At 73.0% G+C, this 13,248-nt stretch carries 10 protein-coding genes; 8 read left to right on the forward strand and 2 right to left on the reverse strand.

The window, feature by feature from the left end; translation table 11 throughout:
* The first annotated feature begins 62 nt into the window (after positions 1-62).
* Genes CP980_RS31065 through CP980_RS31095 form a run of 6 tightly spaced genes read left to right on the forward strand, consistent with a single transcriptional unit; the run spans position 63 to position 8,592 of the window.
* Entirely contained in the window at positions 63-1,073 is a 1,011-nt protein-coding gene (locus CP980_RS31065; RefSeq protein ID WP_132759996.1) for an SDR family NAD(P)-dependent oxidoreductase, read from the forward strand.
* Positions 1,070-2,287: a DegT/DnrJ/EryC1/StrS family aminotransferase gene (locus tag CP980_RS31075; protein ID WP_208834792.1), complete on the forward strand. Its 1,218-nt coding sequence runs from the start codon at positions 1,070-1,072 to the stop codon at positions 2,285-2,287. The genes CP980_RS31065 and CP980_RS31075 overlap by 4 nt, the downstream gene beginning before the upstream one ends.
* The gene (locus tag CP980_RS31080; protein ID WP_150529617.1) at positions 2,284-3,099 is read left to right on the forward strand and encodes a NeuD/PglB/VioB family sugar acetyltransferase; all 816 of its coding nucleotides are present in this window, start codon (positions 2,284-2,286) and stop codon (positions 3,097-3,099) included. Before CP980_RS31075 ends, CP980_RS31080 begins: the two co-directional genes overlap by 4 nt.
* Positions 3,096-4,211, forward strand: coding sequence for a DegT/DnrJ/EryC1/StrS family aminotransferase (locus CP980_RS31085; RefSeq protein ID WP_150529618.1), 1,116 nt, complete (start codon positions 3,096-3,098; stop codon positions 4,209-4,211). The genes CP980_RS31080 and CP980_RS31085 overlap by 4 nt, the downstream gene beginning before the upstream one ends.
* A 38-nt stretch (positions 4,212-4,249) precedes the next feature.
* Positions 4,250-7,549 carry a DUF4082 domain-containing protein gene (locus CP980_RS31090; RefSeq protein ID WP_150529619.1) on the forward strand — a complete coding sequence of 1,100 codons (3,300 nt, stop codon included), beginning with the start codon at positions 4,250-4,252 and terminating at the stop codon, positions 7,547-7,549.
* Positions 7,546-8,592, forward strand: coding sequence for a glycosyltransferase (locus CP980_RS31095; protein ID WP_150529620.1), 1,047 nt, complete (start codon positions 7,546-7,548; stop codon positions 8,590-8,592). The genes CP980_RS31090 and CP980_RS31095 overlap by 4 nt, the downstream gene beginning before the upstream one ends.
* Positions 8,593-8,669: 77 nt before the next feature.
* Here CP980_RS31095 and CP980_RS31100 read toward each other — a convergent pair whose 3' ends face one another.
* Complete coding sequence (locus CP980_RS31100; protein WP_207917804.1) at positions 8,670-9,350, reverse strand: hypothetical protein; 681 nt, start codon at positions 9,348-9,350, stop codon at positions 8,670-8,672.
* 95 nt (positions 9,351-9,445) lie between these two features.
* On the opposite strand from CP980_RS31100, the gene CP980_RS31105 reads away from it, so the two are divergent.
* Both CP980_RS31105 and CP980_RS31110 read left to right on the forward strand, forming a co-directional pair.
* Positions 9,446-11,458: an O-antigen ligase family protein gene (locus CP980_RS31105; RefSeq protein ID WP_150529621.1), complete on the forward strand. Its 2,013-nt coding sequence runs from the start codon at positions 9,446-9,448 to the stop codon at positions 11,456-11,458.
* Positions 11,410-12,384, forward strand: coding sequence for a glycosyltransferase (locus tag CP980_RS31110; RefSeq protein ID WP_150529622.1), 975 nt, complete (start codon positions 11,410-11,412; stop codon positions 12,382-12,384). Before CP980_RS31105 ends, CP980_RS31110 begins: the two co-directional genes overlap by 49 nt.
* Before the next feature lie 46 nt (positions 12,385-12,430).
* On the opposite strand, the gene CP980_RS31115 is transcribed toward CP980_RS31110, so the two are convergent.
* Positions 12,431-13,237 (reverse strand): glycosyltransferase family 2 protein, encoded by an 807-nt coding sequence (locus tag CP980_RS31115; protein ID WP_150529623.1) that lies wholly within the window; start codon positions 13,235-13,237, stop codon positions 12,431-12,433.
* Between the last annotated feature and the right edge of the window lie 11 nt (positions 13,238-13,248).

Consider the following 13,248-nt stretch of genomic DNA (forward strand, 5'->3'; position numbering starts at 1 on the left):
GTGCACACCGCGCCGGGCGCACCAGCACGGAACACCACGACCGACTCAGTAGGGGCAGGGCGTTGAGCAGCGTACGAGGCAAGAGGATTCTGGTCACCGGCGGGGCGGGCACGATCGGCTCGCACGTCGTCGACCAGCTGGTGGACAACGGGGCGCGCGAGGTCGTCGTGCTCGACAACTTCGTCCGGGGGCGGCTCGGCAACCTGGCCCGCGCCCTGAAGAGCGGAGCGGTGAACGTCGTCGAGGGCGACATCCGCGACCGGGAGACCGTACGCAAGGCGACCGAGGGCGCCGAGCTGGTCTTCCACCTCGCCGCCATCCGGATCACCCAGTGCGCGGAGGAGCCGCGGCTGGCCAACGAGGTCCTGGTGGACGGCACGTTCAACGTGCTGGAGGCGGCCGTCGCCGCCGGGGTGGGCAAGGTGGTCGCCTCCTCCTCCGCCTCGGTCTACGGGCTCGCGGAGACCTTCCCGACCACCGAGCGCCACCACCCGTACAACAACGACACCTTCTACGGGGCCGCGAAGGCCTTCAACGAGGGGATGCTGCGCAGCTTCCACGCCATGTACGGGCTGGACTACATCGCGCTGCGCTACTTCAACGTCTACGGGCCCCGGATGGACATCCACGGGCTCTACACCGAGGTGCTGATCCGCTGGATGGAGCGGATCACCGCGGGGGAGCCGCCCCTGATCCTCGGCGACGGCACCCAGACCATGGACTTCGCCGACGTACGCGACATCGCGCGCGCCAATCTGCTCGCCGCCGAATCGGACCTGACCGACGAGGTGTTCAACGTCGCGAGCGGTACCGAGACCAGCCTGCGCGACCTGGCCGTCGGACTGCTGGAGGCCATGGGCGCGGAGGCGATGGCGCCGGAGCACGGGCCGGCCCGCGCCGTGAACGGGGTCACCCGGCGCCTCGCGGACACCTCGCAGGCCTCGGAACGCCTCGGCTTCACCGCCGAGATCGACATGCGCCGCGGGCTGCGGGACCTGGTGGAGTGGTGGCGCGGCGAGCGCGCGGCGGACGCGGCCGCGCGGGCCGCCGTCGCCGAGGAGGCCGGCCGATGAGCGCCGCGACCACCCCCGTCCCCGCGACCACCCCCGTCCCCGCGACCACCCCCGTCCCCGCGACCACCCCCGCACCCGCCCCCGCCCGCATCCCGGTCATGGTCCCGTGGCTCGGCGAGGAGGAGGCGCAGGCGGCCGCCGCCGCCGTGCTCTCGGGCTGGGTCGCCCAGGGCCCCCGCGTCGCCGCGTTCGAGCGGGCCTTCGCCGAGCGGGTGGGCGCCGAACACGGCATCGCCGTCAGCTCGTGCACCACCGCGCTGCACCTGGCGCTGATCGCCCTGGAGCTCGGCCCCGGCGACGAGGTGATCGTCCCCTCGCTGTCCTTCATCGCCACCGCCAACGCGGTGCGCTACGTCGGCGCGCACCCCGTGTTCGCCGACGTCGAGGAGGCCACCGGGAACCTGACCCCCGAGACCGTGGACGCCGTACGGACCCCGCGCACCAAGGCCGTCCTCGCCGTCCACCAGGGCGGGGTGCCGGCGGACGTGCACGCCCTGCGCGCGGCCTGCGCCGACTGGGGCCTCCCGCTGGTGGAGGACGCGGCCTGCGGGATCGGCGCCACCGTCGGCGGCAAGTCCGTCGGCCACGGCGCCCTGCTCGCCGCCTGGTCCTTCCACCCCCGCAAGGTGATCACCACCGGCGAAGGCGGCATGGTGACCACCGACGACGCCGGATGGGCCGAGCGCCTGCGCCGGCTGCGCGAGCACGGGATGAACGTGTCCGCGGCGCAGCGGCACGCCAGCAGCAAGCCGATCGCCGAGGCCTATCTGGAGGTCGGCTACAACTACCGGATGACCGACATCCAGGCCGCAGTCGGCCTGGTGCAGCTCGGCAAGCTGGACGCGATCGTGGCCCGCCGCCGTGAACTGGCCGCCCGGTACGAGCAGTCGCTCGCCGGTGTCCCGGGCCTGCGGCCGGTCCGCGACCCCCGTCACGGCGAGGGCAACTTCCAGTCGTACTGGGTGCTGCTCACCGAGGACTACCCCGTCGGCCGCGACGAACTGCTCGCGGTGCTGGCCGAGGCCGGGATCTCGGCCCGGCGCGGGATCATGGCCTCGCACCTGGAACCGGCGTACGCCGGGCACGGTGCGGCGCCGCTGCCGGTGACCGAGCGGATCAGCCGCGACTCGCTGATCCTGCCGCTGTTCCACACCATGACCCGGGACCAGCAGGACCGGGTGGTCGCGGTGCTCCGCGGACGGGCGGGCGGATGACCGCCCCCACCGAAAGCCTGCTCATCGTGGGCGCGGGCGGATTCGCCCGCGAGACCGCCCAGGCCGTACGGGACACGGCCGCCGCCGACCGGGAGCGCGGCCGCGCCCCGCGCTGGCGGCTGGCCGGCCACCTGGACGACGACTCGGCCCTGCACGGCCGGGACGTCGACGGGGTGCCGGTGCTGGGCGGCAGCGAGCTGGTGCACCGCAGCCCGGACGCCCGGGTCGTGGTCTGCGTGGGCAGCCCGCGCGACTACGCGGTACGGGCCCGTCTCGTGCGGCGCCTGGCCCTGCCCGAGGACCGGTACGCGACCGTGGTCCACCCCACGGCCGCCGTCTCCGCCTCCTCGGTGCTCGGCCCGGGATCGGTACTGCTCGCGCACTGCGTGCTGACCGCGGCCGTACGGGTCGGGGCGCACGTGGCGGTGATGCCGCACGCGGTCCTCACCCACGACGACACGGTCGGGGACTTCGCGACGATCGCCTCCGGGGTGCGCCTCGGCGGCGGGGTCCGGCTGGGGCGCGGGGCGTACGTGGGCGCGGGCGCCCTCGTACGGGAGAACACCACGGTCGGCGCCTGGTCGCTGACCGGGATGGGAAGCACGGTCCTGGCCGACGTGCCGCCCGGCGAGGTGTGGGCCGGCAGCCCCGCCCGCCGGCTGCGCGCGGCGGGGGGCCCGGCCCTCGACGAGCTGCGGGCCGACGGCGCGCAGCCCGGCCAGGTGCCGGGGAGACGGACGGGGCCGGGGACCGGCACCGGTCCCGAGACGGCCATGAGCACGAAGACACGGATGGGGAGCACAGTCGGATGAACCAGATACCGCTCGTGGACCTGAAGGCGGCGCACGCCGAGGTCGCGCAGGAATTACGCGCAGGATTCGACCGGGTGCTGGCCGACACCGCCTTCATCGGCGGTGAGGAGGTCCGCGCCTTCGAGCGGGAGTACGCCGCCTTCGCCGGCGTCGGCCACTGCGTCGGCGTGGCCAACGGCACCGACGCGCTCGAACTCGCCCTGCGCGCCAGCGGGGTGGGCGTCGGCGACGAGGTGGTGCTGCCCGCCAACACCTTCATCGCCACCGCCGGAGCCGTCGCCCGGATCGGCGCCCGCCCGGTCCTCGTCGACTGCCTCCCCGACACCCTGCTCATGGACCCGCAGGCCGCGCTCGACGCGGTAGGCAAGGCCACGCGCGCCGTGGTCCCCGTCCACCTGTACGGGCAGTGCGCCCCCGCGGCGGAGCTGGCCGCGCAGCTCCCCGCGCACGCCAAGGTCGTCGAGGACGCCGCGCAGAGCCAGGGCGCCGACCGCGAGGGCCGCACCCCCGGCAGCGGCGGGATCGCGGCCACCAGCTTCTACCCGGGCAAGAACCTGGGCGCCTACGGGGACGCGGGCGCCGTGGTGACCGACGACGAGGAGAAGGCCGACCTCGTACGGGCCCTGGCCAACCACGGTGGCATCGCCAAGTACCGTCACGACGTCGCCGGGTTCAACAGCCGGCTCGACGGCCTCCAGGCCGTGGTGCTGCGGGCCAAGCTGGCCCGCCTCGCCGACGGCAACGCGGCCCGCCGCGCCGCCGCGGCCCGCTACGACGCCCTCCTCGCCGATCTGGCGGCCGCCGGACGCCTGATCCTCCCGGTCACGGCCGAGGGCAACGTGCACGTATGGCACCTGTACGTCGTCCGGGTCGGCGGCGCAGACCGCGACGCGGTCGTCGGCAAGCTCAACGCGGAGGGCATCGGCGCGGGAGTGCACTACCCGGCACCCGTCCACCTCACCCCGGCCTTCGCCCACCTCGGCCACGGCCGGGGGGACTTCCCGCAGGCCGAGCGGGCCGCGGACCGGATGCTGTCGCTCCCGCTCTTCCCGCAGATCACCGCCGCCCAACAGCAGCGGGTCGTGGACGCGCTCACCGACGCGCTGCGCTGACGCCCAGCGCAGCGCCGACGCACAAAAAAGAGGTACAGATGAACAGACGGACAAGGTTGCTCCGGTACGGCCTCTTCACCGTGGTCGCCGCCCTGATGGCCACGGTCTTACCCCCGTCCTCGGTGGCGGGTGCGGCAGACCCCTGCGGTCCCGGCACGAACGCGATCGTGTGCGAGAACTCCAAGCCGGGCACGCCGATGTCCGACTGGTTCGCGCCCAGCGCCTACGGGGACATCAAGGGCTTCAGCGCCCAGATGAGCGTCCAGGCGGGCGAGACGGTGCAGTTCAAGGTGCAGTCGCCGACCCCCTACCGGGTGTCGGTCTACCGGCTGGGCCACTACGGGGGTGACGGGGCCCGCCTGATGTCGACCGCGGCGCAGGCGGCCCAGACCTACCCGGCGAACTTCCCGGCCGGCGGGAACCCGCGCAGCTGCACCACCAAGGCCGCCACCGGCCTGGTGGACTGCGGGAACTGGCCCGTGACCGCCACGTGGACCGTACCGGCCGATGCCGTGTCCGGCCTCTACATCGCCAACCTCGACCAGGCGGACGGCAACGGGGTGATGCCGTATCCGTTCGTCGTGCGCAACGACTCCGGCCACTCCGACATCGTCGTGCAGACCAGCGACCAGACCTGGCAGGCGTACAACAACTACGGCGGCCAGGACCTGTACGACGGCGGGGGACCCGCCCCGGACGGCCGGGCCTACGAGGTCAGCTACAACCGGCCGATGGACATCGGCGGTGAGAACGGGATCTACGGGTCCGAATACCAGATGATCTCCTGGCTGGAGCGCAACGGGTACGACGTGAGCTACATGTCCGGCATCGACATGTCGACCCGCGGCGCCACCCAGCTCGGCAACCACAAGGTCTTCATGTCCTCGGGCCACGACGAGTACTGGACCCAGGACCAGTTCACCAATGCGCTGAACGCACGCCGGGCCGGGGTCCACCAGACCTACTTCAGCGGCAACGAGGTCTTCTGGAAGACCCGGCTCGCGCCCAGCATCGACGGCGCGGCCACGGCCAACCGGACGCTGGTCTGCTACAAGGAGACCAAGCTCTCCTTTCCCCAGCCCAACGGCATCCCCGACCCGAGCGGGATCTGGACGGGCACCTTCATGGACCCGGCCAGCTCCACGAACGGGCGGCCCTACCAGCCGCAGAACCAGCTGACCGGCTCGCTGTTCAGTGTGAACGGCTACCGCAGCGACGCGATCACCGTGCCGGGCGCCTTCGCCAAGATGCGGCTGTGGCGGGGCACCACCGTCGCGAACCTGAGCCCCTCCCAGACCGCCACCTTCCCGGCCGGCACGCTCGGCTACGAGTGGGACAGCGACGTGGAGGACGCGGCGCGCCCGCCCGGGCAGATCGCGATGTCCTCCACGACGGTCGACATCAACGACGGCAAACTCCGCCTCGACTACGGAAACACGTACGGCAACGGCACCGCGACGCACAGCCTGGTGGCCTTCCGCGACCCGACCTCGCGCGCCCTGGTCTTCGGCGCGGGCACCGTGCAGTGGTCCTGGGGCCTGACCAACATGCCGACGGGCAATCCCGACGACACGGTGGTCACCGAGGACAAGCGCATGCAGCAGGCCACGGTGAACGTCTTCGCGGACATGGGCGTCCAGCCCAAGTCCCTGCAGACCAACCTGGTCGCCGCGGCCGCCTCCACGGACACCACGGGACCCGCCATCACCGTCACCAGCCCGGCGGCGGGCGCCACCGTCCCCGCACTGCGCCCGGTGACCATCACCGGCACGGCGACCGACAGCGGCGGCGGCGTGGTGGCCCGCGTGGAGGTCTCCACCGACGGCGGCACCACCTGGAAGGCGGCCACCGGCGTCGGTTCCTGGAACTACAAGTGGACCCCGACCGCCCCCGGATCCGTACAGATCAAGGTCCGCGCGGTGGACGACAGCGTCAACATCGGCGCCACCACCACCGTGCCGCTGACCGTGGGACCCCAGCAGTGCCCCTGCACCGTCTGGCCGGCCGCGGCCGTACCGGGCACCGTCAACGCCGGTGACGGCAGCGCCGTCGAACTCGGCGTGAAGATCCGCTCCTCGGCGCCCGGCTCGATCACCGGAGTCCGCTTCTACAAGTCGCCGGCCAACACCGGAACGCACACCGGCAGCCTGTGGAGCAGCTCGGGCCAGCGCCTGGCCACCGGCGCCTTCACCAACGAGACGGCGTCCGGCTGGCAGCAGCTCAACTTCTCCTCACCGGTCCCGATCAAGGCCAACACCACCTACGTCGCCTCCTACTTCGCCCCGAACGGCGGGTACTCCTTCGACAACACCTTCGCCTCCGCCGACGCGGGCCTCGCCCCGCTGACGGCGCTGCGCAGCGGTACCGACGGGGGCAACGGCGTCTACCGGTACAGCGCCACCGGCGGGTTCCCGTCCACGGCTGCCTCCGGCAGCAACTACTGGGTCGACGCGGTCCTGGACACCTCCACCGCGAGCACCGTCCCGCCCACCGTCACCACGATCAGCCCGCAGTCCGCCGCCACGGGCACCGCGATCACCTCCGCGGTCAAGGCCACCTTCAGCGAGGGCATCGACTCCGACACCCTCGCCTTCACCCTGAAGGACCCGGGTGGCGCCGCCGTCCCGGGCAGCAAGGTCCTCACCGCATCCAACAGCGCCACCTTCACCCCGTCCACCGAGCTCGTGCTGAACACCACCTACACCGCCTCCGTGCAGGCGGCGGACCTGTGGGGCAACACCATGGCCGCACCGGTCACCTGGACCTTCACCACCAGCGCGAGCCCGCCCACGGTGAACTGCCCGTGCACGCTGTGGGGGGCGACCGCGGAGCCCAGCACCGCCAACGTCAACGACGACACCAACTCCGTGGAACTGGGCACCCGCTTCCAGTCCGCGGTCAGCGGCTACGTCACCGGCATCACCTTCTACAAGGGACCCGGCAACACCGGCACGCACACCGGCAGCCTCTGGTCGGCCACCGGCACCCTCCTCGCCACCGGCACCTTCGGCAGCGAGACCCTGTCCGGCTGGCAGCAGCTCCACTTCACCACCCCGGTACCCATCACCGCGGGCACCAGCTACATCGCCTCCTACCACGCCCCGAACGGCAAGTACTCGGTGGACGGCGGCTACTTCACGGCCGCGCACCGCTCCTACCCGCTGGTCGCCCCGGCCGACGGCAGCGGCGGCGCCAACGGCCTCTACAAGTACGGTGCTTCCAACGCCTTCCCGACCAACACCTTCGGCTCCGTGAACTACTGGGTCGGCCCGGTCTTCACCACCACCGTGCCGAACGGGCTCGCGGCGGAGGGCTCGACGGAGGTGAGCGGCCAGTGAGCACCGTCAGCGTGGTCATCCCCTGCTACAAGTACGGCCACTTCCTGGCCGACTGCGTCAAGAGCGTCCTGGACGAGCAGCCGGGCGTCGACGTCCGCGTACTGATCATCGACGACGCCTCGCCCGACGACTCCGCGGACGTGGCACGGGCCCTGGCCGCCGCCGACCCGCGGATCGAGGTACGGGTCCACGAGAAGAACCAGGGCCACATCGTCACCTACAACGAGGGCCTGCTGGAATGGGCCGACGGGGACTACGTCGCCCTCCTGTCGGCCGACGACCGGCTGGTCCCCGGAGCCCTGGTGCGCGCCGCGGCCCTGCTCGACGCCCACCCCGAGGCCGGATTCGCCTACGGCCGGCCGCTGCGGTTCCGGCACGGCGGGCCGCTGCCCGCGGCCCGCACCCGCAGCACCGGCTCGGTGGTCTACCCCGGACGGTGGTGGCTGGAGCGGCGGTTCCGGGAGGGCACCGGCTGCATCACCTCGCCCGAGGTGGTCGTCCGTACCAGCCTCCAGCGCAAGGTCGGCGGCTACGACCCGGAGCTCCCGCACGCCGGCGACATCGAGATGTGGATGCGGCTCGCGGCGCACGCCGACGTGGGCTACGTGCGCGGGGCCGACCAGGCCTTCTACCGGGTCCACGGCAACAACATGTCCACCACCGACTTCGGCGGTCAGCTCGATGACCTGCGCCAGCGCCTCGTCGCCTTCGACTCGGTCCTGGACAAGTGCGCCGGCCTGCTCCCCGACGCCGGCCGGCTGTCGGCCCTGGCGCGGACCCGGCTCGCCCGGTACGCGCTGCGGCGCGCCTACCGGGCGTACGACCGTGGGCGCACCGGGGTGGTCCCGGTCGAGGAGCTGGAGGCGTTCGCCGCCACCTGTCTGCCGCAGTACACCGGGCTCCCCGAGTACCGGGCGCTGCGCAGGCGGCGGCGGATCGGAGCCCGTGCGATGCCGTACCTCCAGCCGCTCGTGCTCTCGGCCGTCGCCGACCGGGGGCGCGAGTGGCTCTGGTGGCAGTCCTGGAAACGCCGAGGGATTTGATGAACCAGCAGCACCACAAGCACCAACTGCACCACCGGCCCCGTTGCGGGGGCTCGACGGCCCGGCGGCCCGCTTCCTCAGCGGGCCCCCGCGGCCACGGGGATCAGGCTCCGCGCCCCGTGTTCGTCCACCGGACCGGCGCCGGCGCTCTCGCGCCGGCGCCGGTTCCGGCGCATCACGAGCCGATCGGTCCACAGCGCCGCGGCCACCGCGCAGACCCCGGCCAGCAGCGCCGTCCCGGCCAGCGCCCGGCTCTTGGTGCCCGTCCGGGCCACCGCGGTCGGCGGCACGAGCAGGGTCACGCTCATCCGCGCCTTCTCCGGGATCTGCTGCTCGGCCTGCATGGCCGCGATGCGCTTCGTGTACGCCTCGACGACCTTCAGCACGGCCAGGTTGGCGGAGGCCGGATCCGCGTGCTCCGCCTGCACCTGGAGCGAGGGGATCAGATAGCGGGGGGTAACGCTGGTGCCGCTGTTGCGGGGCATCAGCCGGTAGGTGCCGGCCACCCCCGCGGCGCGCAACTCGGCCGCCCCGGCAGGCGATTCCAGCTGCTGCACCGCCGCGTACGAGACGGCGGCCAGCGGGGGCTGGAGATTGGCCAGCTGATTGGGCTGGCTGCCGGTCACCGGCGGCTTGAGCACGACGATGGCCGAGCTCACGTACGTCTGGCCGGGGCGGAGGACCTGCAGGGCGCCGGCGGCCGCCACCGCCGCCACCAGGACCAGGACGTACCAGCGGCGGCGAAGCGTGCGGAACAACTCACCAGGCGACACAGGATTCCTTCCGTCGCGTTCGATCTTTCCAGGACGCCGGTCGGCCCGCCATCGGTTCCGGCAGGCGCAAGGGGGCATTCGTGAGCATCGGTGAGATAGCCGCCGTGCTGCGGCGCCGCTGGTACGTGATGGTGCCCCTGACGGTCATCGGACTCCTCGCGGGCCTGCACCTGTACCGCTCGGTGCCCGTGGCGTACCAGTCGCAGAGCTCGGTGGCACTGCTCGACTCCACGGCCGTGGCCGAACTGGCCCCCGCCTTCGGCAACCCCATCTCGAACGCGGGCGGTTCGCTCGTGGTGACCGCCGACGTGCTGATCCGGACCCTGTCCGGGGCCGACGCGGCGCGTGACCTGCACGGCCTCGGCGTGAGCGACCCCTATACGGTCGGCTTCGCCGCGAACACCTCCGGCCCGATGCTCACGCTGACCGTCACCGGCACCGACCGGGCGAAGGTGCTCAAGGAGACCAGTACGCTCACCGCCTTCGCCGGCGAACAGCTCAACGCGCTCCAGGCGGCGGCCAAGGTGCAGCCCGCGTACTTCGTCCAGACGGCCCCCGTGGTGCTGCCGCAGACCCCGGTGCCCCAGCTCAAGAGCCGCTACCAGCAGGTGCTGGCGGTGGTCATCGCGGGAGTGACCGCGGGCTTCACCCTCTCCTTCGTGGCCGAGACCCTGCTGGTGGCCCGCCGCCGCAGGCGCGAGGCCGCCGCCGAGGCCGGGGCGCGCGCCCGCAGGAGGAGGCTGCCGGGCCGCCGGCCCGACGCGACGGCGCTGCTCAGCGGCTACCTGGGGCTGGCCTTCTTCATCCCCTCGAACCTGACCCTGCCGGGCATGGGCGGGGTCGGCACCCCGGCCAACGTGTTCGCGCTCCTGTGCCTGTTCTGGTACCTGGCGACCTGGCTGACCGGCCGGATCCGCCCGGCCCCGGGCACCCGGCTGCCCCGGGTCGTGATGTGGCTGCTGGCCGTCTCCGTACTGGCCTCGTACCTCGGGAACGCCACCCGGGGCAGCACCCACAAGGAGGTGCTCGGCGCGGACCGCGGGCTGATCGGACTGCTCGTCTGGGTGTCGATCGTGGTGCTGGTCTCCGCCGGCGTCCAGGACCGGGCCCGCCTCGACGTGCTGCTGCGGCGGGCCGTGGTGATGGGCTCGGTGGTGGCCGCCATCGGCTACTACGACTTCTTCACCGCGACCAACATCGCCGAACACATCAGCATCCCCGGACTCCAGTCCAGCGTCGCGCAGATCACCACCCTCGACCGCGGGGCGTTCACCCGGCCGCGTTCCACCACCGCCCAGCCCCTGGAGTTCGGCGGCATGCTCGCCCTGATGCTGCCCTTCGCCGTCCAGCAGGCCTTCGACCCCGTCCGTGCCCACCTCAGCCGCCGGCGGCGCTGGGGGCCGGTGGTCCTGATGGGCGGGGCGCTGCCGCTGACCGTGTCCCGGACCTCCATCATCGGGGCGCTCATCGTGGTCCTGGTGATGGTCCCGCGGTGGAAGCCGCAGCGCCGCTGGACCGCGATCGGCCTGCTGCTGGGTTCCGTGGCCTGCTTCAAGGTCGCCGTACCCGGGCTGATCGGCACCATCACCACCCTCTTCAGCTCCTTCCTGTCGAACTCCGACAGCAGCACCCAGGCCCGGACCGTCAAGTACAGCGCGATCGTCCCCTACTTGGAGGAGCGCCCGCTGTTCGGGCGGGGCCTGGGGACCTTCACGCCCGACCTCTACTTCTTCACCGACAACCAGTACATGCTCACCCTGGCGGAGATGGGCCTGCTCGGCCTGCTCGCCCTGCTGGCGCTGTTCCTCACCGGAATCCACCAGGGCGGCGCCATCCGCCGCCTCGCCGCCGACGAGTCCGAACGGGAGCTCGGCCAGGCGTTCTTCGCCTCCGCCCTCGTCGCCCTCGTCAGCAGCGCCACCTTCGACGCCCTCAGCTTCCCGATGTTCGCGGGGATGTTCTTCCTGACGATCGCCGCCGGAGGCAGTTACCTCGGCTTCATCCGGCGCGGCGCGCCGCAGGAGCCCCGAACCGTGGAGTCCCCATGTCCTCCCGCCGAGACCCGGACCGAGCTCGCGCAGCCGGTCCCGTAGCCGGTCCCGTAGCCGTCCTCGTCGTCACCTGGAACAGCGCCCGGGTGCTGCCCGAGTTCCTCGCGTCCCTGCCCGAGGGCATGGCCGGGCTCGACTGGCGCCTGGTCGTCGCCGACAACGACTCCGCCGACGGCACCGTCGACGTCGTCCGCTCGCTGGCACCCGGGGCCGCGGTCGTCCAGACCGGCCGCAACGCCGGGTACGCGGCCGGGGTGAACGCCGCCCTGGAGGCCGCCGCCGGCTGGGAGGGCGGCTTCCGCGCCGCCCTCGTGTGCAACCCGGACGTACGGATGCGACGCGGCTGCGCCGCGCTCCTCGTCGACGCGCTCGACGCCCCCCTGTCCGGCGGCCGCCGCGTCGGGATCAGCGTCCCCCTGCTGTACGAGGAGGACGGCACCCTCCAGCACTCGCTGCGCCGCGAATCGCGCGTGACCCGGGCCCTGGGTGAGGCGGTGATCGGCAACCGCCGGGCCGGGCGCTTCCCGCGCTGGAGCGAGCTGGTCACCGACCCGGCCGCCTACGAGCGGGCGACCGTCGCCGACTGGGCGACCGGCGCTCTCATGGCCCTCTCCCGGGACTGCCTGGACGCCTGCGGGGCCTGGGACGAGTCCTTCTTCCTCTACTCGGAGGAGACCGAGTACTGCCTGCGCGCCGGGGACCGCGGCTTCGCCACCCGGCTCGAACCCGCCGCCCGCGCCGTCCACCTCGGCGGGGACTCGCAGGTGTCGCCCCGGCTGTGGACCCTGCTCACCCTCAACCGCGTACGGCTCTACGGCCGCCGGCACGGAGCCGCGGCGACCGCGGCCTTCCGCGGGGCGGTACTGCTGCGCGAGACCTCCCGGGCCGCCCTCGGCAGGCCCGCGAGCCGGGCGGCGGCGAGGGCCCTGGCCACCCCGTCCGCCCTGCGCGCGACACCCGGCCCCTGAACGGGGCCCGGACCGGGCCCGGGCCGGCCTTCCACCGGAGGCCGGCTCACCCGGTGGGCGCGTGCCCGTCCCAGGCGGTGTAGAAGCTCTCCGGGTTGACCAGGTAGCGGACCGTGGCCCGGGGGACGTGGCGGACCTCGTGGCGGCGCGCGTAGCGCCGTACGAGCTCCCAGTCCTCGCGCGGCAGCACCTCGGGGGTGCGCCGCAGCCGGCTGAAGTACAGGGACCGGGTGCGGCGCGCCACGAAGGCGTTGGTGTCGAGGAAGGCCTCGTGAGCGGCCCGGCGACGGTCGAACGGCACGGACAGCACGTCCCGTTCGGAGCCGTCGGGCAGCACCCGGCGCAGCGCCGTGTACACCGCCTCCGGCCCGCCGGGCGGCTCCAGCACCGCGACGGCCTGCTCCAGGTGGTCGGGCTCCCACAGGTTGTCGTCGTCCAGGAAGGCCACGTACCGCGAGCGGGTCAGCCGTATCCCCACGTTGCGCACGACGCCGGCGGTGGCCGTGTTCCGTGCCAGCGACACCGCGAACAGCCTTGGATCCTGCGGGAGCTCCGGCAGCCCCGCGCCGTCGTCGACCACGATGACCACCTGGTCGGCGACGCTCTGCGCCAGGGTCGAGCGGACCGCCGCGCGCAGCGCCTCGGGCCGCCGGTGCGTGGCGATCACCGTGGCGACCAAGGCGCTCGGCGGACTGCCCAGAACGGCGGCGAGCCGGGCGGTCTCGGCGTCCTCGAAACGCTTCAACCGCAGGGCGGAGGGGGCGAGCAGGACCTTGTTCCTGGCCTCGAAGAGCACCAGCCAGCCGAAGGTCCGCTTCAGCAGCTCCCAGGGGGCCCGCGCGATGCGGCGCATGACGTCCTCTC

It is taken from the genome of Streptomyces vinaceus (assembly GCF_008704935.1).
GTDB lineage: Bacteria > Actinomycetota > Actinomycetes > Streptomycetales > Streptomycetaceae > Streptomyces > Streptomyces vinaceus.

Bases quoted from the DNA above. Each gene is read 5' to 3' on its own strand.
- CP980_RS31075 (WP_208834792.1), top strand. From the start codon at position 1,070: ATGAGCGCCGCGACCACCCCCGTCCCCGCGACCACCCCCGTCCCCGCG.
- CP980_RS31090 (WP_150529619.1), top strand. From the start codon at position 4,250: ATGAACAGACGGACAAGGTTGCTCCGGTACGGCCTCTTCACCGTGGTC.
- CP980_RS31110 (WP_150529622.1), top strand. From the start codon at position 11,410: ATGTCCTCCCGCCGAGACCCGGACCGAGCTCGCGCAGCCGGTCCCGTA.
- CP980_RS31080 (WP_150529617.1), top strand. From the start codon at position 2,284: ATGACCGCCCCCACCGAAAGCCTGCTCATCGTGGGCGCGGGCGGATTC.
- CP980_RS31085 (WP_150529618.1), top strand. From the start codon at position 3,096: ATGAACCAGATACCGCTCGTGGACCTGAAGGCGGCGCACGCCGAGGTC.
- CP980_RS31115 (WP_150529623.1), bottom strand. From the start codon at position 13,237: ATGCGCCGCATCGCGCGGGCCCCCTGGGAGCTGCTGAAGCGGACCTTC.